The organism is Gracilibacillus sp. D59 (genome assembly GCF_052246695.1).
In the GTDB taxonomy this organism is placed as follows: Bacteria; Bacillota; Bacilli; order Bacillales; family Amphibacillaceae; genus Gracilibacillus.
Genome location: NZ_JBQQCK010000008.1, coordinates 97267 through 118716, shown reverse-complemented (window position 1 = coordinate 118716; position 21450 = coordinate 97267). Strand labels below are relative to the sequence as shown.

General features: G+C 35.7%; 18 protein-coding genes. All 18 read left to right on the top strand.

Translation table 11 applies throughout. The features are described 5' to 3' along the window. Positions 1 to 75: 75 nt before the first annotated feature. Positions 76 to 1422 carry an ABC transporter substrate-binding protein gene (locus tag ACTWP4_RS14545; RefSeq protein ID WP_443129504.1) on the top strand — a complete coding sequence of 449 codons (1347 nt, stop codon included), beginning with the start codon at positions 76 to 78 and terminating at the stop codon, positions 1420 to 1422. Between the two features lie 64 nt (positions 1423 to 1486). Then, positions 1487 to 2380 (top strand): carbohydrate ABC transporter permease, encoded by an 894-nt coding sequence (locus ACTWP4_RS14540; RefSeq protein WP_443129503.1) that lies wholly within the window; start codon positions 1487 to 1489, stop codon positions 2378 to 2380. A gap of 13 nt (positions 2381 to 2393) precedes the next feature. Then, positions 2394 to 3221 carry a carbohydrate ABC transporter permease gene (locus ACTWP4_RS14535; RefSeq protein ID WP_443129502.1) on the top strand — a complete coding sequence of 276 codons (828 nt, stop codon included), beginning with the start codon at positions 2394 to 2396 and terminating at the stop codon, positions 3219 to 3221. 39 nt (positions 3222 to 3260) lie between these two features. Further along, entirely contained in the window at positions 3261 to 5498 is a 2238-nt protein-coding gene (locus ACTWP4_RS14530; RefSeq protein WP_443129501.1) for a DUF6259 domain-containing protein, read from the top strand. Positions 5499 to 5534: 36 nt separating this feature from the next. After that, entirely contained in the window at positions 5535 to 7052 is a 1518-nt protein-coding gene (locus ACTWP4_RS14525; RefSeq protein WP_443129500.1) for a sulfatase-like hydrolase/transferase, read from the top strand. 138 nt (positions 7053 to 7190) lie between these two features. Next, a complete protein-coding gene (locus tag ACTWP4_RS14520; RefSeq protein ID WP_443129499.1) occupies positions 7191 to 8213 on the top strand; it encodes a LacI family DNA-binding transcriptional regulator in 1023 nt (340 codons plus the stop codon). Between the two features lie 30 nt (positions 8214 to 8243). After that, positions 8244 to 8834, top strand: coding sequence for a KpsF/GutQ family sugar-phosphate isomerase (locus ACTWP4_RS14515; protein WP_443129498.1), 591 nt, complete (start codon positions 8244 to 8246; stop codon positions 8832 to 8834). Positions 8835 to 8857: 23 nt separating this feature from the next. After that, positions 8858 to 9955 carry a glycoside hydrolase family 172 protein gene (locus ACTWP4_RS14510; protein WP_443129497.1) on the top strand — a complete coding sequence of 366 codons (1098 nt, stop codon included), beginning with the start codon at positions 8858 to 8860 and terminating at the stop codon, positions 9953 to 9955. Positions 9956 to 10132: 177 nt separating this feature from the next. Continuing rightward, on the top strand, positions 10133 to 10444 hold the full coding sequence (locus ACTWP4_RS14505) for a cupin domain-containing protein (RefSeq protein WP_443129496.1): 312 nt from the start codon (positions 10133 to 10135) through the stop codon (positions 10442 to 10444). A 218-nt stretch (positions 10445 to 10662) separates the two neighbouring features. Beyond that, positions 10663 to 11679 (top strand): Gfo/Idh/MocA family protein, encoded by a 1017-nt coding sequence (locus ACTWP4_RS14500; protein ID WP_443129495.1) that lies wholly within the window; start codon positions 10663 to 10665, stop codon positions 11677 to 11679. 10 nt (positions 11680 to 11689) lie between these two features. After that, the gene (locus ACTWP4_RS14495) at positions 11690 to 12535 is read left to right on the top strand and encodes a cyclase family protein (protein ID WP_443129494.1); all 846 of its coding nucleotides are present in this window, start codon (positions 11690 to 11692) and stop codon (positions 12533 to 12535) included. Positions 12536 to 12583: 48 nt separating this feature from the next. Continuing rightward, positions 12584 to 14743 carry a DUF4185 domain-containing protein gene (locus tag ACTWP4_RS14490; RefSeq protein ID WP_443129493.1) on the top strand — a complete coding sequence of 720 codons (2160 nt, stop codon included), beginning with the start codon at positions 12584 to 12586 and terminating at the stop codon, positions 14741 to 14743. Positions 14744 to 14771: 28 nt separating this feature from the next. After that, entirely contained in the window at positions 14772 to 16730 is a 1959-nt protein-coding gene (locus ACTWP4_RS14485) for a hypothetical protein (protein ID WP_443129492.1), read from the top strand. A 41-nt stretch (positions 16731 to 16771) separates the two neighbouring features. Then, positions 16772 to 17854, top strand: a complete 1083-nt coding sequence (locus ACTWP4_RS14480; protein WP_443129491.1) for a glycoside hydrolase family 172 protein — start codon at positions 16772 to 16774, stop codon at positions 17852 to 17854. 72 nt (positions 17855 to 17926) lie between these two features. Beyond that, entirely contained in the window at positions 17927 to 18706 is a 780-nt protein-coding gene (locus tag ACTWP4_RS14475) for an SDR family NAD(P)-dependent oxidoreductase (RefSeq protein WP_443129490.1), read from the top strand. A 30-nt stretch (positions 18707 to 18736) separates the two neighbouring features. Continuing rightward, a complete protein-coding gene (locus ACTWP4_RS14470; RefSeq protein WP_443129489.1) occupies positions 18737 to 19903 on the top strand; it encodes a family 43 glycosylhydrolase in 1167 nt (388 codons plus the stop codon). Between the two features lie 75 nt (positions 19904 to 19978). Next, positions 19979 to 21055: a Gfo/Idh/MocA family protein gene (locus tag ACTWP4_RS14465; RefSeq protein ID WP_443129488.1), complete on the top strand. Its 1077-nt coding sequence runs from the start codon at positions 19979 to 19981 to the stop codon at positions 21053 to 21055. Positions 21056 to 21067: 12 nt separating this feature from the next. Continuing rightward, entirely contained in the window at positions 21068 to 21427 is a 360-nt protein-coding gene (locus ACTWP4_RS14460) for a cupin domain-containing protein (RefSeq protein ID WP_443129487.1), read from the top strand. Positions 21428 to 21450 lie beyond the last annotated feature (23 nt).

Sequence of the window (21450 nt, the reverse complement as noted above, 5' to 3'; positions counted from 1 at the left end):
ATCAAGAGAGCAAATGGATCATTAATGTTAGGACAACATGATATCAATGATAAAATTAAAAGGGGTGTTTGTTTAATGAAACGAAAATATTTGTTTGGAATGTTAATGTTTATTTTTGTTGTTGCAATCCTCGCTGCTTGTGGTGATGGGCCTACCTCCTCAAGTGAAACTGATGAGGAAGAAACAGAGACAGATAAAACCGTTATTAACTTTTGGACTCCTAAATGGGGGGAATCAGAAGAAGAATGGTTTAACAAATGGATTGAAAAATACAACAGTTCACAGGACGAAGTACTTGTGAAAATGGAAGTAATACCAGGGGATGCATGGGATCAAAAGATTACAGCAGCACAAGCTTCAGGTGATGGACCAGATATTACAACAATGAACTACAATAAAATTATTTTTTCCGCTGACCAAGGGAAAATTAAAGCATTAGATGAATATGTCGACCCAGCTATTTGGGATGATTTACATGATAACATTGAAAGCTTTGTTACTTATAAGGATAAGCATTATGCAATGCCATTACTAGCAGAACCATCTTCTTTATTATATTATCGTAAGGATTTCTTTGAAGAAGCAGGCTTAGACCCAGAACAACCACCTAAAACATGGGATGAATTAATTGAGTATGGAAAAAAACTGAAGCAAGATAGAAGATCAGGTTTAACGGCAGCTGGTACTACTGATGAACTTGCATGGACTCATTGGGGTATCCAAGGTATGACTGGATGTCAACCTATTAGTGAAGATTGGTCTAAATCTACTATTAATAGTGAAAATTGTAAGCAATTATTTGAATTCTGGGATACATTGTACGATGAAGAAATAATGCCGGTTCAAATGCCAGGTGGATATACTGATATTCAAGCGTTTGCCGAGGGAAGAACTGCAATGACTATCAATGGTTCATGGGCAGCAAATCAGTTAAAAACAGATTTTCCAGATGTTGTTGAAAATGTAGGTGTGGCAGTATTACCAACACCGGATGGAAACCAAGAGAAGACTACTGCTTCTTTAGGTGGATGGACGTTAACTATCGATGGTAATTCTGAACATCCGCAAGAAGCTGCAGATTTTATTTCTTACTTATTAGCTGGCGATACAGAAATATTAGTAGAATTTTTCAGAGATGCTACGAAATTCTCTAAATTCTCTGCACGTCAATCTGTAGACGAAGCAATTAACCAAGATCCAGATGCACAAAGTGATCCATGGAGAAAATTGGTTGCAGAAGAAATAATTCCTTATGCAATTCCTGAACCTATCTATGCTTGGGATATTAGTTTAGCTTATGCAACTGCGCTTGAGAGAGTTTATAAAGAAGATCAAGATGTTGAAAAATCTTTGACTCAAGCTGAAAAAGAAATAAATGACTATATCAAAGCAAATGAATACGCAGGGACAAACCCTAAATAATAAAGAAAGCGTTGGGAGGTTGTAAGTTTTCTACCTCCCAACATTCAAGAAGGTGGTGTTTATCATGGATAAATTGGCTACACGACGAAAAGCGGATGTAAAAACTGCTTATTTAATGCTCTTACCTCTATTAGGTTTATTATCAGTCTTCGTGATTATCCCGTTAATCTATGCAATAAATGTGAGTTTTTATCAATGGAATTTTTATCAAGAGAATATTTTTATCGGATTTAAAAACTATAAATTAGTTTTAACGGATCCGCTATTTTATGACTCGCTATTGACCGGTCTTAAGTTTACTTTATTTGTAATTCCGTCTCAATTTATTTTAGCATTTTTATTTGCAAATCTAATCAAAGTGCTGGGCGGAAAAATAGGTGGATTTGTAAAAACGTCGATTTACATTCCTCATGTTATTTCAGGGGTCGTTGCATCTATTATTTTTATCTTTATCTATGATTATAATGGTGGCTTGGCCAATTATCTGGTGGGATTAATCGGGGTAGATCCAGTTGCATGGCTGGCAGAAGTAAAAATTGCTCTTGGAAGTATTTCAATTCCAGCCATATGGTTAGGATTTGGTATGACAACTCTAATTATGCTTGCAGGTCTAAACGATATCCCTAGCACATATTATGAGGCTGCTGTCATTGATGGAGCTAACGCATTTCATAAGATAATTTATATAACTATTCCGTTACTGAGAAATGTGTTTTTATATCTTACAGTTGTTGGAGTTACAGGAGCTATTCAGCAATTTGATATTCCATATATGATGACAGGTGGAGGACCACTTAATTCGACAATGACTCCGAATTTATTTATTTTCAATCACTTTAAAAGTGACCCATATATGGGATACACAGTAACATCAGCATTGTTGTTATTTGTAATGCTGGGCGTTTTATCAGCAATCGTGTTTAAACTGTTCAATTCAAAAAAAGGTTTAGACGGCTAATTTATAATGGGGGGTGAAGATTTTGAAGAATAAATTTAATACTATTATTTTAAAACTTGTTGGTTTGATCGTTGCGGTAATTTCTATTTTTCCGTTAATTTGGATGGCAATGTCTGGATTTAAAAAAGAATCTGAAGTTTTAGCGTATCCATTTCAATTCTTTCCTTCTGAGTGGATATTCACTAACTATATTACATTATTTGAGAGTTCAGAATTTATACGTTCCATTGGTATTACTTTACTTGGAGCAGTAATTTTTACATTTTTGATTATATTGATCAATTCAATGGCAGCATATGTGTTTGCAAGAATTGACTTTCCATTTAAAAATTTTTGGTGGATGTATGTAATTATGACATTGTTCATTCCATCAATGGCGATTTTAATCCCATCATATATTGTGGTGGCAAAACTTCAAATGCTTAATACATTAGCGGTATTAATAGTTCCAGGTATTGCCTCTGCGATGAATGTATTCTTAATTCGACAATTTTATTTAAATATTCCGACAGAACTTGAGGATGCAGCATTTATTGATGGTGCGTCGAGATTTAAGATATATTGGTATATATTCATACCGCTTTCTGTTCCAGTGTTTGTATTAGTTGGAATTACAGCATTTTTAGGCTTTTGGAACTCTTTTATTTGGCCAATAATGGTGATCTCGGATGAAAATTTATATCAAATCATGCAATTGTTAGCGTATTTTAGATCTGATCAAAACAACCAATGGGGCATGATTATGGCCGGTTCTACTGTTGCAGCATTACCTGTGATCATTATATTCTTCATATTCCAAAGATACTTAATCGAAGGAATCAAAATATCAGGGATAAAATAATTCAAAAAAGTGTTATAGATAAGGATAAAGGGGATGGCCATGTTAAAACTTGAAAATGAGTATATATTGTTGTTGTTTGATAACCAGACTGGAAGTATTAAACGTATTTTTGATAAACAAAAACAAATAGATTATATCTCTCAATTGGAACAAGGATATCCATTCCGTGTTGAATATGAAAATGCCAATGTGTCAAGTGAATTCGAAAGTTTTGATTATGAATTAATAGAAGAAGAAGAGTTGATTGGCTATAAGTTTAACTGGACATTATCACCAAAAAATAAGGTGAATGCAACAGTTCATTTAATGAAAGGCTCAAATGATATCTACTTTTTCAGTAAATTTATTAATGAATTGGAACAACCCGTTATAAGTTTAGAATACCCGATTATTCCAAACTTGCTTCCGATAACAGAAAACGGAACAGAAGATTATCTTGTGCATAGTTTTGCTACTGGAGTAAAAATTCAAAATCCGCTGGAGCATTTTGGAGAGGATTCAAATGGTTTTAGGTATATGCCATATCCAGAAGGTTTCTCTGGATCAACAATGCAGTTTTTCAGTTACTATGGACGGGGCAAAGGCGGTTTATATTTTGCTACGTATGATAGTGAATCTTATTCAAAGTGGCACAGTATATACAAGAATGAAAATGATTTATTAGAGGCATCTTTTATTCATTCTTGTGAAGACATTGGTGAAAAAAAGGGGATAGAAGTGCCTTATCCAGCAGTAGTAAAGCTGTTAAATGGTTTGGATTGGTATGAGTCTGCAGATATTTATAAAGAATGGGCAACAAATCAATATTGGTGTCAGAAAGGGCCTATTGCAGAACTAAGTGATAAAGATAAGTCTAAATGGCTTATGGAGGATGTTGGTGTTTCAACCTTTGGAATTAATGCAGGACATGATAGATCGGCTTGGATCAAAGCTTTTCATGAGCAGATAAATACTCAGATGTTTCATATTTTGGGTCCTGATTGGCCACAGACAACACAGGATTTTGGCAATCATATTCCTGGCGGTTTCCAAGACTGGTTTCCAACAAAATTTAATAAAGAAACATTATCTGCAATACAAAAGTATGACGATAAATATGCACCTTTTGAATTCGATTATTTGTTCAATATAAATGGAGCAGAAGGAGACATCGGTAAAAAAGCGTTACAAGCAATTCCAAAGGATTCAATAAAAAGTATAGATAAATACAATTTTCCACTTTTATGTCCAGTTTGTGATTTTACGCAAAAACTTCATGTCCAGCGTGATAGACAATTACAGAAAGAGATGAATGTGGATGCAATCTACTATGATATATCTGCAAATAATATTATGAAGATTTGTATGGATGATTCACATGGCCATCCAAAGGGTGCAGGTAGGGCAATTACGATGGCCTATAGAGAAAATTATCAAAAAACAAAGCAGGCGATGCAGGAACAAACTTCGATGGATTATATTCCAATGGGGACAGAGATGATGAATGAAGTCTTTCTCGATACTTTGGATTATTATCAAGCACGTGCAGGGGGACAGCCTGCAGCACCACTTGAAGGATGGAATATTAAAGATCTATTAAAAACAGGAAAAGCAGAGTTAATTCCATTATTCACTTATGTGTATCATGAATTTGGTGAAGTTAGATTAGATGGTTGGGGCAAATTAGTGGAAGAAATAGGAGATCTATTCTTTTTTACTGTTGCTCGCAGTTATCTTTGGGGAGGTTTATACGAACTAAACTATGAATACAGTCCAATGGAAATGTTAAACGATGAGGAAAATACTCCTGAGGAACACTACTATCAGTTTGAGCCTAGAGGATACCAATTTTCCACTGACCGTGCACAATATATTTCTAAGTTTGCAAACTTAAGAACTGGTATTGGAAATAAATATCTATCATATGGCAAGATGTTAAAACCTATCGTTTTTGCGTGTGAGAGTGTATCACTAAATTGGTTTCATTATAATTGTGATGTTAATTTCGCGGAATACAATGATTCAGGAATACTTGATGTTTCGTCAATTGTCCATTCGGCATGGCAATATCGCCATCAAAGCATTGGTTTATTCTTTGCCAATGTCAGTGACAGAGAGCAAACCATTCACTTTAACTTGGACTTAACTCACTTTGGTATCTTTAAAGAAAAAAATAGCCAATGTAAAGTTTATTTAGATGGTGAGGCTAGTGATTATTTTGAAATGAATTCTGATGAAAATAAACAAGTCAAACTTTCTATTCCAAGCCATAGTGTAGTAATGATGGAAGTCATGTAATATAGCAAACCAATCTATTGAAAAGGAATGATAGATTTGAGTAAACCTAATACTCTAGTCATTTGTAGCGATCAACATCATCCATTAATGACTGGTTATCGTGGACATCCATCAGTGAAAACACCTAATCTAGACCAATTAGCTGATGACGGAACGTATTTTAGTCGGGCCTATTGTAATTCACCAGTTTGTACACCAAGTCGAATGAGTTTTATAACTGGAAAATATGTCTCTCAGATTGACAACTGGTTTATCGGTTGTCCATTAGACCCCAATGAAATGACATGGGCGAGAAGGTTAGATCGAGCTGATATTCCTTCCACCATGTTAGGGAAAATGGATTTTTGTGGTGATTATCAGGATGGAGGCTTCACGGAACACAAAATCTTAGAGAGAAGACCAGCCTTTGATCCATATCCTCGAAATACGCCGATGGATTCCAGGTTGAAGGGATATATTCGACCAGATAAACGAAAGCATATTGAAAATGCAGGTATTCGATCTGATGTTAAAACAGATGGAACGAATGGGCACGATGATCGTTACGGCTTCTATGACCATGACTGTATCGTAACAGATTGGGCAGTGGATTATATTAAAAATAAAGGAAACGAACAAAAAAGTGATCCATGGGCAATTTATGTAGGTTTACTTTATCCACATTGGCCGTTTACTGTTCCGAAAAAATATTTTGATATGTACTATAATGATCCGTCCCTGATCCAATATCCACATGATGCAAATTTTCCAAATGATGATCTGCATCCTGCATTAAAAAGGTTTCAGTCCTCATTAAATCTAGGGGAAATTACGGAATACCAGTTAAAGAAAGTGATTGCTTCTTACTATGGAATGATTACCGCACTAGACGAAATGATTGGGACGATTATTCAGGAATTAAAAGAGCAAGGGCTTTATGACAATACTTATATTGTTTACATGTCAGATCATGGCGAGTCGTTAGGAGAACATGGTTTATTTTACAAGCAATGCTCCTACGAAGGATCGGTTGGTGTTCCATTAATAGTTAAAGGTCCTGCACTACCAAAAGGGCAACAAGTTGATAATCCGGTAACATTGGTAGATTTATACCCTACTATTATGGATATGGCTGGTCTTGAAACAGAACCAGATCGTCCAGGAACTAGCTTAATTCCACTTATACAAAATAAGACGGATAAACATACTGAATACGCATTTTCTGAGTATCATGGCAACTTTTTTCAACAAGATTGGTATATGTTGGTTAAAGGGGAGTATAAATATACGTATTATATGAAGGAGAGACCTTCCTTATTTAATATTAAAGATGATCCGAAGGAAATGAACGATTTGGCTAGAGATCCTGTATATAATTCCGTTTTAAAAGAATTCGAAGTTTTACTAAGATCCATTGTAAATCCAGAAGAAGTATCTTATAGGTCAAAAAAAGATCTTGGTTTAATTGGTCCAGATGGTGAGGATTATACCGAAACACTTACAACAAAAGAATTAGAAGATAAAATAAAAAAAGGTATGTTTCCAGATGAACCGGGTTTTCCGGTTTGGCAATAGTAATATAGATAATCAAGTGTAGTTAAGTTGATGTAATTTTTGGAAAAATATAAAAATTTGATTGCTTATATAGTTGATAATTTACTTACGGTGTATTACAATATCTGTAATCGATTACAGATTAGGAGCCGTGATGACATGAAAAATAATGTAACAATCAAAGATATAGCAAGAGAATCGGGTGTTTCTACCGCAACAGTTTCCAGAGTATTAAGTAACAGGGGCTATGCAAGTGAAGAAATTAGAGAGAATGTTTTAGCTGTAGCTGAACGATTGAATTATCGACCTAATGGAATTGCTAAAAGTTTGAAAATGCATAAAACCAATACGATAGGTGTAATAATTCCTGACATTTCTAACCCTTATTTCATGAGAATAGCAAAGGGAATTGAGGATGTTGTTCAAGAAAGAAAATACAATTTGTTGTTTATGAGTGGGGATGAAAACCCTGATAAAGAAAAGAAGTTGTTACAAGTGTTAGTCGAAAATAGAGTAGACGCTATAATATTAGCAACTTCAGGTGGTAACGACGAATTGATTAAAACCATCCGTGAAAGTAAAACACCTGTTATTTTAATCGATAGAAAGTTAAAAAATGATAATGAAAAAATGGATTTAGTAGTGGAAAATAACTTCGATGGTGCCTACCAATTAACTAGCCATTTAGTCCAAACAGGCCATAAAAGGATTGGAATAGTAAATGGTTCCTTGGATGTTAGTACAGGTGAAGAGCGTTTCTTAGGTTTTAAGAAAGCAATGCTAGATAACTTTTTAAATCAAGAAGATGATTTGATATTTAATGGTCATTTTACAGTAGAAGATGGAAGGCGAGCAGTGGAGTATTTTCTGTCGTTAGAGAACAAACCTACTGCGATTTTATCCTTTAATAACACCATGACTGTTGGGGTAATTCTTCAATTAACAGAAATGGGGAAAAAAATTCCTGAGGATGTTTTCGTTGCTTCATATGGTGAAACCGAACTTTCACAATTAATAAATCCATCAGGAACAATATGTATCAAACAATCACCTTATAATATGGGGATTCGTGTAGGTCAAATTGCAATGGATCGATTAATTTTTAATTTAGATGGTCCAACTCAAGAAGTCTTTAATCCAATTATCGAAACACTAGAGTCGGGTGATTTGCAACAAGAGTGATTATAAATTTTATATGTAGGAGGAAGAAAAATGTCTGTTATACATTTTGTAAGGAAAGCGATGGAGATAGAAGCATCTGCTATTAATTTACTGTTAGAACAAGTAGGAGATAGTTATGTAGAAGCAATTGAATTAATTAGAAATTCTACAGGAAAAGTAATAATTACTGGTGTAGGAAAATCGGGTCATGTAGGTAAAAAAATTGCAGCCTCATTAGCAAGTACTGGTACTCCAGCATTTTTTGTCCATAGTACGGAAGGGGTACATGGTGATTTAGGTATGATCGAAGCTAACGATGTAGTCATTATGATTTCTAACAGTGGAGAGACTGCAGAAGTGTTGAATCTCTTACCATCTTTGGAACAAATAGGTGCAAAAAAAATAGCTATTACATCTAAAGAAACTTCAACTTTAGCAAAAGCGTGTGATGTTGCACTAACCTATCAATATGAAAAAGAAGCAGATCATTTAGGATTAGCTCCTACAACAAGTTCAACGATAGTGCTTGTGATTGGTGATGCATTAGCAGTAGCGCTTTGCGAACTGGATAACTTCACCAACCAAGACTTTCATATATATCATCCTGGTGGCAGTTTAGGAAAACAATTATCAAATAAATAACTTTTTTAACGGAGGCAGAAACTATGACTTTTTTAGGAACATCTATGCGTGATTTATATCGTCAAAGGGACGCTAAAAGAAAACGAGCTTCAAGCTATGATACTACTGGAGGTAATAGAGACTTTTTGAAAATATATCCTGGTGAAAAAGTGGATATTTGTGAACTAAATGGTTCTGGATGTATTTCGCACATTTGGATGACAATGGCACCATTGAATGATGATATAGAGGAATATCTCCATCGAAAAGTGGTTATTAGAATGTACTGGGATGGTGAGGAAAACCCTAGCGTGCAAGCTCCAATCGGTGATTTTTTTGGAATGGGACACGGAATTACTAAAAATTATTCATCTGCACCTTTACAAATGAGTCCTGAAGATGGGCGGGCGTTAAACTGCTTTTTCCCAATGCCGTTTGGTAAAAAGGCAAGAATTGAAATTGAAAGCAATGCGAATGAAGCTATTAAATTTTATTTCTATGTGGACTATGAACTTTACAATAAGGATATTGATAGTCCGTTAAGATTTCATGCCGTATGGAACAGAGAGTTAACTACAGGAATTGAAGATAATATTTCTAATGCTTTATATTGCTTTGGGGGTAAGAATACTACCGGAGATGGAAATTATGTACTACTAGATGCCGTTGGGAAAGGTCACTATGTAGGATGTAATCTAAATATTCATAATTTAAGATTTACACAAGAATGGAATTGGTATGGTGAAGGGGATGACATGATCTTTATTGATGGAGAACCTTGGCCACCATCTTTACATGGGACAGGTATGGAAGACTACTTTAATACAGCATGGTGTCCGCAACAAGAACAAAATACACCTTATCATGGAATCATCTTAGGTGGAGGACCGAATTGGTCTGGCAAAATTTCAGCATATCGTTACCATATTCAAGATCCTATTACATTTGATAAGTCTATCAAAGTAACGATTGAACATGGTCACAATAATCATCGAAGTGACGATTATTCAAGTACAGCCTATTGGTATCAGACAGAACCACACCAGACAATACACCCTATATTACCTGTGAAACATAGATTACCGTTACCAGATACATTGCCATTTAATGGTGAAGATTTAAAAAAATGCTTTGATTATTAAAAATATTATTACAGGTATATATTCCCCATTATAACGCTATTAACCTATGTAATGGGGGATCCGTTTTACTTTCCTTATAACAAATCTAGTTTGCCAATTTAGTTATCTGATGTTCGAACAAAAATTTTTGTTTGTGTAGTAATTTAAGGCAAAGTGGAGAAAGGAGAATTTAACACAATGCCAGTAATTCATTTAAAGGATCAAACTGACTTTCCACAATGGAGTGAAATCAACCATTATGGAATAAACAGACTTAAGAAAGGACAAGAGATAGAACTGCATTTTCATGACAGTAATGAGTATTGGATTATTATCAGTGGTAAGGGAATCTGTACGACTGAAGGAAATTCTTATGAAATTGGTGAAGGAGACTTAGTCTTAACTAAAAAAGGGGATGAACATTCCTTAATAGTAACACAAGATATGGTCGCTGTTTATATTTATGGGGTTCTGCCAAAAGGTGGTAGTGTTGGGTACTTGTATAAATAACTAATATAAGATCTTCACGATTAGCTAACAGTCAAACCTTTCTAATGCAAACGTTTACAGATAGGGAGGGTAGGCTGAATTAATACAAATAACATAATACATTCAATAAAACTATTAATTAATCACATTTATACTACTTCTCTAGTTCTATCACCAAATCACAAGACCAGATTTTAGGATATTCATAGTGTTACTAAAAATGAATAAAGGAGATTAAAATGACTCTAAAACTGATTCAAGTGGGATTAGGTAATATGGGACAGAATGTAGGAGTGAATTTTGTCCAACCTTCAAGAGATTTTCAATATGCTGGTTTAGTTGAGATTAATAATGAAAGGCTTGTGGATGCTTCAGAAAAACTCAATGTTCCTAAAGAGTCTTGTTATACGAATTACTTAAAAGCATTTCAAGAATTGTCTGCAGATGCTGTTTTAGTTTCGGCTATTTCACCTGTACACTATGAAATATGTAAGTCTGCGTTAGAACATAATTTACATGTATTAGTAGAAAAACCATTTGTGCTGAGTATGGAGGAAGCATTGGAATTAGTAAAATTAGCAGCAAAAAAGAATCTTAAATTGATGGTTAATCAAAACTATAGATTTTTCCGTACAGTCTTAACCTTGAAAAGAGAAATTCAAAAGGAACATTTAGGGAAACCACTTTTTGTACAATCTCAGTTTTTTTATTATCACCTTGGTAGGGCTTATCAACGTAAAATGAACGATTATATTCTATTAGAAATGTCTGTTCATCATATCGATATGATGAGATTTTTAACAGATAGCAATGTCAACTCAGTTCGGGGAGAAACCTGGAACCTAGAAAATACTGAATATACAGGAGATCCTAATGTTCAAGCTAAGTATAAGATGGAATCTGGTATTCCCATATTTTATCTAGGGAGTTTGGTTTCCAAAGGAATTACCACACCATGGGAAGGCGTCTGGAGAATTCAATGTGAAGAAGGCTCCATTCATCTGGAAGATTTAGGTGAAGGATACGGAGTATATCTAGTAGATTCAAATCAAGTAAAAACAAAAATAGCTTATGATCCCCCAACTCTTGAAGGAATTCATGGCATACTAGCCAATTTGGCTGCTGCGATTCGAGATAATAAAGAACCGGCAGTGTCAGGAGAAGATAATTTGCATACTTTAGCAGCTATATTTGCTACAAGTGAATCTTCAAAAACAGAAAAGCTTGTTAATGTTAGAGATTTTATTCATAGGTAAGGAAGAGGTGGTGAGTCGAATTAATAATTATGGAAAACTAACTTATCCAGTATTTTCTCCGGAACTGATAACTCTGATCAAAAAGGGGAAAATATACAGTCTGCAACACAGTTTAGAAGCTGGAATTCCGGTTATACCAGGTCACTCCCCCTTTTCTATTAGTTCTTACTTCCGACATCATGATACCGATAACACGTTTGACGGGCCTGCTGGAGCTGCAGCTGAAATGGTAATTATGGGCCAGCATACAGGTACTCATATCGATGCACTCTGTCACTTTAGTAAGAAAATCGGTGACCAGCGGTATTTCCATGGAAATAAACCTGTAGCAGGAGCTGAAAATGAAAATGGGATTCAGACATGGAGTGTTGATCAAATGCCGCCTCTTGTGAAAAGGGGTGTGTTGCTTGATATAGCAGGTTTCTTGGGAGTAGAAGTATTAGAAGACAGTTATGTGATTACGAAAAAAGATATTTATTCCTGTCTAAAGAATCAGAATATACAGCTGAAATCTGGTGACTGTGTATTACTACGGACTGGTTGTTCGATGTATTGGAAAAAAGATAACGAACGTTTTTTGACCAAACATGCTGGTGTTAATTTAGAATCTGCAAGGTATTTAGTGGAACAAGGTGCAACTGTTGTTGGGGGAGATACTCCTACTTTTGAAGTGCTACCTTCTCCAAAGCATGATGTGCATGTCTATTTACTAGTAGAACAAGGAGTACCAATTATTGAAAATGTCTGTTTGGATGAATTGGCCCAAGATAGAATTTATGAATTTGTGTTGATTGCTACACCGCTTAAGCTGAAGGGGGCTACTGCTTCTATCATTCACCCAATTGCAATTTGTTAAATATCTATCAGATTCACTAATAAAAAATTTAATTGGAGGATAGAACCTATGAAAAAATTGAAAAAAATAGCTGTTGGAATTCTAACCGTTTCTATTGTGGCATTAAGTACTCTAATGTATGTACAAAAGGATTCAGTTGTTAATGGTGAGGAAGGAACTAATGGAATTATTGCAACAAAAGCAAAAAAAGTAGCTAGAGTTACTGGTCCAACATTAGAGGGTGAAGCGATACCTAACCCAAATCAAACAGATGTCAATTATGGTTTACGAGCAACTGATTTAGGTGTTATCTGGGATGCTACAACTAACCCGGAGGATAAAAAAGTGATGGTTGCTTTTGGTGATTCATATGATGACGGCTGGGGTGGTTTCGGTGGTGGTGGAGATCGTGAAGGCTGGAGAAGCAATCTACTCGCTCTCTCAAAGGATACCGACCTCTCAGATGGACTAGAATTTTCTTCTATGATAACAGAGGAAGACAATCCGAATTATGCGAAGGAGATTATTTATTCGGAGAAAGATACATCAGGTACTGGAGATTTTACTGCTATACCAACAGCTGGTGTGACAATAGGAGATCGACACTTTATACATTATATGCAAATTAAAAATTGGGGTGCAGCCGGTAGATGGAATACCAATTTCTCTGAAATAGCTTATTCAGATGATGAAGGGCAAAATTGGACAAAATCAGGTGTGAAATGGGGAGCAGATAGTAACTTTGCTCAAGCAGCCTATGTTAAACATGATGGAAAAATATATATGTTTGGAACTCCTTCAGGAAGAATGGACAGTGCATATTTGGCTAGAGTTGAGGAGTCAACGTTTTTAAAAAAAGAAGAATATGAATACTGGAACGGAACTGAATGGATAAAGAATGACGAAGAAGCAGCTGTACCTGTTATTGAACAACCTGTCAGTGAATTGTCTGTTGTATACAATTCTTATTATGATAAATGGATTATGGTGTATTTAAATGAAAATCGTTATGCGATGGTAATGAGGAGCTCATCTAATTTAACTGATGGTTGGTCTGCAGAAACAGAGATTGCAACAGGTAAGGAATTCCCAGGTTTGTATGGTGGCTATATCCATCCATGGACAAATGATGGTAAAGACTTATACTTCCTAATGTCAGAATGGGGACCATACAATGTCGTCCTAATGAAGTCTGAGCTAAAAGAAGGAACACCGAAGCCTAATCGTATTGCTGATCCGTCCTTTGAAGGGCAAACCACATCAACTATTACAGAACCATGGGTTTTAGAAAATGGAGAAGGCGGAATTGATATTGATAGTGGCTTGTCGAGAAGTAGTAATAATAATGCCTATTTAAAAAATGATGTTGGTTGGAATGCTATTACCCAAAAAGTAACAGTAAAACCAAATACTAAATATAAGCTACAAGGATTTGTTCGAACCTCTACAAATAATAATGCAGGCTATTTTGGGGTAAGAGGTGTTGACGGCAATATTATAAAGGAGCAGAAATACGAAAGTAAAAATGCCTATTCTAAAATTAGCGTAGAATTTAATTCTGGTAATAATGATTTTGTCACCGTATTCACTGGAATGCATGCAAATGGAGAAACATGGGTACAAATCGATGATTACCTATTAGTAGAAGTAGACACAACTCCTCCTGAAATTACAGTGAATGGTGGAAGTACACTTGAAGTTCCATTAGGTGAAGATTTTACTGATCCTGGTGCTACGGCAGTTGATAATTTAGATGGTGATATCACAGAAAAAATCGAAGTATCAGGTGAGGTGAACACAGAGATTACTGGAACTTACACACTTACGTATAATGTGACTGATTCAGATGGAAACAAAGCGGAAACTGTGGAACGAATAGTGAAAGTAACTGGAGAAGATTACACGATGTCTAATGTAGGCTTTCAAGATCGAGAAGGTAATCAATTAACGAAGCTTCCGCAAAAAGGATTCATTTTAGGAACAGCAGATTTTAGAAATAACACCGCTGAAAAGATGAACGTCACATTTGTGGTCGCTTTGTACAACAAAAAAGATGAAATGGTAAATATGTCAAACGTGAGTAAAGAATTGAAGTCAGGTGAAACGGAAAGCTTTACCGGAGGGTTTATGTTACCTGGTGATCGTTCAGGTTATTATGCCAAAATTTTCTTGGCTGATACAACAACAAATCTAAATCCTATTTCAGAGTTAGTAGATATCAAACAATAAGGAATCATTAAGGAGAGGGAGTATTTTAATGAGTGATGAATTTCCCAACTGGCTATCACAATGGTTGACCTTCAATGATAGCTCATCATCTTTACATGTTACGATCAAGGAAGTACAAGACGATAAAGCAAAACATGTTGCTGTAGTAGAGGCAGAATGGCAAGGAAGTCCGGAAGAACTGACAGCAGTACAACTCAATATGCAACTTAATAATAAAAACGGGAAATGTAATTGGAAACCGCATCTTAGTCCACAAGAAAATATGGTGGTAGGTGACTTGGTTTTTCGGTCACCGGCTATTATCTTTGAAGACGATAAAGAGATGTTTGCTTTGGTTCCAGATATTGATTTTATTGACAAACAGAGAATTGCTCCACATGTGATGGATTATGTTGAACAAAACAACCAACTCTATTATGGATTAGCTCACTATGAAAAGGTGAGACATGTCTATTTTCAGCGAACCAATCAATCATTTTTCGTACCAAATAAGCAAAAATTATTTCGTTTTTATCTAGTTTCTTGGGATAAAGAACAAATGGAGAGAGATTTTTCTCCTGTTACAACCTTTATTTGGGAGCGATTTGCAAAGAAACGTATGGTTTCTGACTTGGAGTCTCAAACAGATTTTATTCATTCTATAAAAGATCTGAATACTTATGTCGAACGAACTTATGATTGGGCTTTCAATAAATGGTCGTCAATTGTATGGCAAGAATTTTCATTAAATCAACGACCAGTAGGTGGCTGTGTTTTAGTTGTTAAAGCTGCACAATCACCTAACAAAGGAAAGATGAATAATTGGAGAGAAAAGAAAAGTATATGGAATCAAGCATGGTTCTCAAGTCTTAGAAGTGCTTATGGTTATCGTATATGGGGACAGCAATGGAATGACCGAGAGATGATACAACGGTCAGAGTTAGCAAAGAATTTGGCATTATCTGCACCACAAACAAATGGCCTCTTTCCTTCTGTTTATAGTGCTGATGAACAACAAAAATGGGAAAATGGGACATGGGGACATTCAGATAGAAGACCTGAAAAACATGAAGAGTTTGGTCATCTTTTAGATATGTCTTGGACAGCTATCTGGATGCTAAAATGGTATGAAGATATTGAGCAGGATCAAAGATTGTTAGATTATGTAAAGACTTATACTGAGCGTTTACTTGAAACACAATCAACAAAAGGAAGTTTTCCTGCTTGGGTGCATATGCAAACAGGAGAGATCTCAACTTACCTAGACAATAGTCCTGAAACATCGATGCATGTCTGGTTTTTAACCAAAATGTATCAAATGACAAAAGAAAAACGTTTGTTAGAAGCAGCTAAACTGGGAATGGAATATGTTATGAACGAGATTGTCCCGAATGGTCGTTGGGAGGATTTCGAAACCTATTGGTCTTGTTCAAGGCAGTGGGAAGGAAAAAGATATGGAGAAAAAGATGTTCGAAGTGATTTACATTACCAATGTAATTTCTCCATTTATTGGACGGTAGAAGCACTGAAAGCACTTTATTCGGTAACCCAAAAACCATTGTATTTACAAAAAGGTGAACAGCTTTTAGCCGAGCTTTCGTTGTATCAAGCTGTGTGGGAACCCGATTATTTATCGATTCCAGTCTTAGGTGGTTTTGGCGTGATGAATTCAGATGATGAGTGGAACGATGCAAGGCAAAGTCTATTTGCTTCCACCTACTATGATTATTATCAAATTACTGGAAAAGAAGAATACAAATATAGAGGAATATGGGCGATGCGATCTTCTTTTTATATGATGTATTGTCCAGAGAATCCAAAAGTAAAACAGGTTTATGAAAAAACTTATCCTTATTTTAATGAGATAGATTATGGATTTGAAATGGAAAATGCTCATCACGGTGAAAACGGTTCATATAATGACATTTCACCAGGCGAGTTTACTATATTTGATTGGGGGAATGGAGCAGCTGCCTCGGCATTAGGAGAACTATTATTTAGGAAATAAAAGGAGAAGTCTATTACGAAAAGATAGAAAGGATGTTTAACATGAGTGAATTTAATGGATTAGGAATGGGATTAGGAAATTTATCAAGATTATCTAAAGCAAAAACTAGATCAATTAGTGCTGAAAATTTTGATGGTGCAAAAGGAAAAGGTGGTATGGCGACAGAAGGTACAGGAGCAGAACCTGGTCGTGACTTAGGGAAAGGGTGGAAAATTTCACCATCCATTATGATAGAAGCAAATAAATCATATACAATCGCCGAAATTGAAGGTCCTGGAGTTATCCAACACATTTGGATGACATGTTTTCCGGCTCATTGGCGAACGCTTATTATAAGAATGTATTGGGATGGGGAAGAAAATCCTTCAGTAGAAGTACCATTTGGTGACTTTTTCTGTAATGGTTGGAATGAAAGGTGTAACGTGAATTCATTACCAATTGCCGTGAATCCTGCTGGTGGTATGAACTCTTATTGGGAGATGCCATTTAGAAAATCGGCAAAAATTACAGTGGAAAATATTAGTGAAGATGAATTTCCATTATATTATCAAGTTGACTATAGCTTAACGGAAATTCCAAGTGATGTCGCTTATTTTCATGCACAATGGAGAAGAAGTAATCCATTAGATTATAAAGATGTGCATACTATTGTTGATGGCATTAAAGGCCATGGTCATTATGTAGGAACTTATATGGCGTGGCAAGTTAACAATAATGGATGGTGGGGAGAAGGAGAAATTAAGTTTTATATGGATGGTGATGAAGAATTCCCGACAATCTGTGGTACAGGAACAGAGGATTACTTTGGAGGAGCTTGGAATTTTGAACAACCGAAAGGGGAGTATGGGACTTTTTCGACTGCCTATTTAGGAATGCCACAAGTTATTAAACCAGATGGCCTATATCATGCGAATCAGCGTTTCGGTATGTACAGATGGCATATTATGGATCCTATTCGTTTTGAAGAGGATTTACGAGTTACCATTCAGGCATTAGGTTGGCGATCTGGAAGAAGGTATCTACCTTTACAGGATGACATAGCTTCTGTTGCTTATTGGTACCAAGCAGAACCTCATCAACCATTTCCTAAATTAGCTAGTAAAGATGATTTAGAAATAATTTAAACGATATCACGTGCTTCTTTTCAAGGAGTGCGTGATTATAGTTCTTCTAATAATTATTCTAGGAGGTATAACATGCATATTTTTGATAAATTTCAATTAAAGGATAAGGTATCGATTGTTACGGGTGCTGCAATGGGTTTAGGTAAAGCAATGGCAACTGCATTAGCACAAGCAGGATCCCATATTGTAATCGCAGATATTAATTACCAAGAAGCTGAAAAAACGGCAAAAGAATTATCTGAACAAGAAAGTGTTGATGCTATTGCTATCGAAATGGATGTAACAAACGAGGACCAAGTAAATGAGATGGTTAAAAAAGTAATGAATCATTTTGGAAAGATTGATGTTCTTTTTAATAATGCTGGAATTGTTATGAATGAAAAAGCAGAGAATACCTCGTTAGCTGATTGGAAAAAAGTAATCGATATTAACTTGACTGGGGTTTTTATAACATCTCAAGCAGTTGGGAAAGTAATGATAGAACAAAAAAGAGGCTCAATCGTTAATATTTCATCCATGTCAGGCATTATCGCTAATACACCGCAATGTCAAGCTTCATACAATGCTTCAAAATCAGGAGTTATTATGTTAACGAAAAGCCTTGCAATGGAATGGGCGCAGCATAATATTAGAGTAAATTCTATTGCACCAGGATATATGAAGACGGAATTAACAAAACCGTTTTTTGAAAATGGTGGAAATATGACAGATACATGGATGAATATGACACCAATGGGTAGACCTGGGCAACCAGAAGAATTAGGAGGAATTGCTCTGTTTCTTGCTTCTGAAGCTTCCTCTTTCGTAACAGGCTCTGTCTATACCGTTGACGGAGGCTATACAGCGCTTTAACGCAGTAAATATTATTGTGAGGAGAGAAGAATGCAGAAAAAATTATTGTTGATCGGTTTTGTTACATTATTACTCATATTTGTAACATGGATTGCTGTAATCTATCCAAACAAATCTGCAACAAATGATACAGAAAGTGAAAAAGAAGAGAATTCTGTCAATGTAATTAATTCAAAACCAGAAGGAGAATCATCTGGTGATCAATCTGAAAGAGAAGAAACAGATGAAATTCCAGAAGGGAAATATCAAAATCCGGTTTTTACTCCAGTTTTTGCTGATCCATCCATTTTAAGAGGAGATGATGGATACTTTTACGCATATGCAACCGAGGATGATTGGGGAGATGGCAGTGGAGGGAAGGTTGCTCCGGTGATTCGTTCAACCGACCTTGTAAATTGGGAATATCTTGGATCAGCTTTTGAAAGTAAACCAAGTTGGAAAGATGGATGGGTTTGGGCACCTGACGTTAGTGAATATAATGGCAAATACTATATGTACTATACTAAATCAATTTGGGGAGATCAAAATCCGGGCATCGGGGTAGCAATTGCGGATCAACCTGATGGTCCTTTTGAAGATCATGGAAAAATCATAGATTCAAAAGAGATGGGTGTATATGCAATTGACCCAATGCTATTTGTAGATGAAGGTACTCCATATCTGTTTTTTGGTGGAATAACGTCTGGCATCTTTGCTATTGAATTAGCACCAGATGGTTTGTCAGCAGTTGGAGAAAGAAAAGATGTAATTGGAACTGGCTACGAGGCTCCATATATTATTAAACGTGATGGATATTATTATTTCTTTGGATCAAATGGTTCATGTTGTAATGGTGCTGAAAGTTCGTATAATGTTGGAATCGGAAGGTCTGAGTCACTTTTTGGGCCATATTTAAATAAAAATGGTGACAATCTATTATATCACCGTGGAGATGTTTTATTATTTGGTAATACGCCAGTAGAAAAGGGAAAAGGACATATAGTCGGGCCTGGACATAATGCGATTGTTACGGATGATGCAGGAGTGGACTGGCTTATCTATCACGGAATCCCAGCAGATGATCCTGTATTAAGCAGTGGAGCAACCAGAAGACCATTATTCATTGATAAAATTGAATGGGTGGACGGGTGGCCAAAGCTTGAAAATTTAAATCCAAGTACAACTCCTAAGAAAAAACCAGTGATAAAAAATAATTAATTTTGCAGAAATAAGGATTTTTAAGCTTTCTTTCATTCATGTTGAGGAACTTGGAATTCTGAGGAGGATTATCGATTGATAAATTACAATTTTGAATATAAGAAGAAGGTAAAGGCTTGTTTTATAGGTGCTGGTGGACACTCGTTTCGTAATATCTATCCAGTATTTCAATATACTCCAATAGAATTAGTGGCAATTTGTGATAAAGATGTAAATCGAGCAAGGGATTATGCTAAACAATTTGGTGCTAATGCCTACTATGAAGATCACTTGGAAATGTTGGAGAAAGAACAGCCAGATGCAGTGTTTATCGTTACAGCATATACATCTGATGGTCATGTTCAAGCGACAAAACTTGCACTTGATGTTATAGAAGCAGGTGCTCATGTTTGGATGGAAAAACCAACTGCAGCTTCAGTTGACGAGATAATGGCTTTAATGGAAAAGAGTAAGGACAAAAATGTACAAGTGATGACAGGAATTAAAAAAGTATTTTTTCCAGCTGTTGAAAAAGCGAAAGAAATTATTGAAACAGAAGAGTTTGGAAAACCATCTTCAGTGTATATTCGATATCCACAGTCCATACCAGCATTAGATAACCGTATGGATTTGACGAAAATGACAGGGTTTTTAGACCACATTTTTCATCCGGCGTCAGTCTTAAATTATTTAATGGGACCGATAAAAGACATTGCATATTTTCGCGAGGATAATAATGGTGGATCGGTAACCAATATTCGTTTTCAATCAGGAGCCATAGGTACAATGCATCTAACAGCTGGTATGTCTAGTAGCAGCCCGTTAGAAAGAATAGAAGTAATTGGAGAAGGGGCGAATGTAGTCGTTGATAACGGAGTAAAAATGACTTACTACAGAAAATCAAAACCATCACATTATGGTCGAACTCCTACTTATTTCACTAATGAAACAGAAGCTCCGCTTTATTGGGAACCAGAATTTTCATTAGGTCAATTGTATAATAAAAATATTTTTTACCTTGGTTATGTACCAGAAATTCTTCACTTCTGTGAGTCTATATTGGAAAACAAGTCTCTCCAAAAAGGAACACTCGAAGATGCTTTAGAAATTGTCAAATTATTTGAAGCTTATTGTACGACAGAAGAAGGTACAGTTAAAACGATAAATGAGTAAAGGAGTTTGCGTGTGAAAACTACAATTACAAGTTTACAAGAGGAAAAGCACATTCTAGATATGGATTGGGGAAAAATTCAGTGGCTATGTGATCAAACTATCGATCCTGACGCAGAAATGACATTTGGTATGGTATATGTCAAGGCTGGAGAATCCAATACAAAACATTTCCATCCAAATTGTGAGGAATTAATTTTCGTCCTGTCAGGAGAGTGTGATCATTCACTGGGTGATGAAATGCATCATTTAAAACCAGGAATGATGTTAAGAATTCCAGCAAATGTAGTACATCAAGCTACGACAACTACTTGGGAGCCTTGCCGAATGATAATCGTATATTCTTCGTCAGATCGGCAAACGATTACAGTTTAATAGAGCGTCTAAAATGAATAATA

Coding starts and splice junctions, on each gene's coding strand:
- ACTWP4_RS14545 (WP_443129504.1), top strand. CDS start 76: ATGAAACGAAAATATTTGTTTGGAATGTTAATGTTTATTTTTGTTGTT.
- ACTWP4_RS14540 (WP_443129503.1), top strand. CDS start 1,487: ATGGATAAATTGGCTACACGACGAAAAGCGGATGTAAAAACTGCTTAT.
- ACTWP4_RS14530 (WP_443129501.1), top strand. CDS start 3,261: ATGTTAAAACTTGAAAATGAGTATATATTGTTGTTGTTTGATAACCAG.
- ACTWP4_RS14520 (WP_443129499.1), top strand. CDS start 7,191: ATGAAAAATAATGTAACAATCAAAGATATAGCAAGAGAATCGGGTGTT.
- ACTWP4_RS14515 (WP_443129498.1), top strand. CDS start 8,244: ATGTCTGTTATACATTTTGTAAGGAAAGCGATGGAGATAGAAGCATCT.
- ACTWP4_RS14510 (WP_443129497.1), top strand. CDS start 8,858: ATGACTTTTTTAGGAACATCTATGCGTGATTTATATCGTCAAAGGGAC.
- ACTWP4_RS14505 (WP_443129496.1), top strand. CDS start 10,133: ATGCCAGTAATTCATTTAAAGGATCAAACTGACTTTCCACAATGGAGT.
- ACTWP4_RS14500 (WP_443129495.1), top strand. CDS start 10,663: ATGACTCTAAAACTGATTCAAGTGGGATTAGGTAATATGGGACAGAAT.
- ACTWP4_RS14490 (WP_443129493.1), top strand. CDS start 12,584: ATGAAAAAATTGAAAAAAATAGCTGTTGGAATTCTAACCGTTTCTATT.
- ACTWP4_RS14485 (WP_443129492.1), top strand. CDS start 14,772: ATGAGTGATGAATTTCCCAACTGGCTATCACAATGGTTGACCTTCAAT.
- ACTWP4_RS14480 (WP_443129491.1), top strand. CDS start 16,772: ATGAGTGAATTTAATGGATTAGGAATGGGATTAGGAAATTTATCAAGA.
- ACTWP4_RS14475 (WP_443129490.1), top strand. CDS start 17,927: ATGCATATTTTTGATAAATTTCAATTAAAGGATAAGGTATCGATTGTT.
- ACTWP4_RS14470 (WP_443129489.1), top strand. CDS start 18,737: ATGCAGAAAAAATTATTGTTGATCGGTTTTGTTACATTATTACTCATA.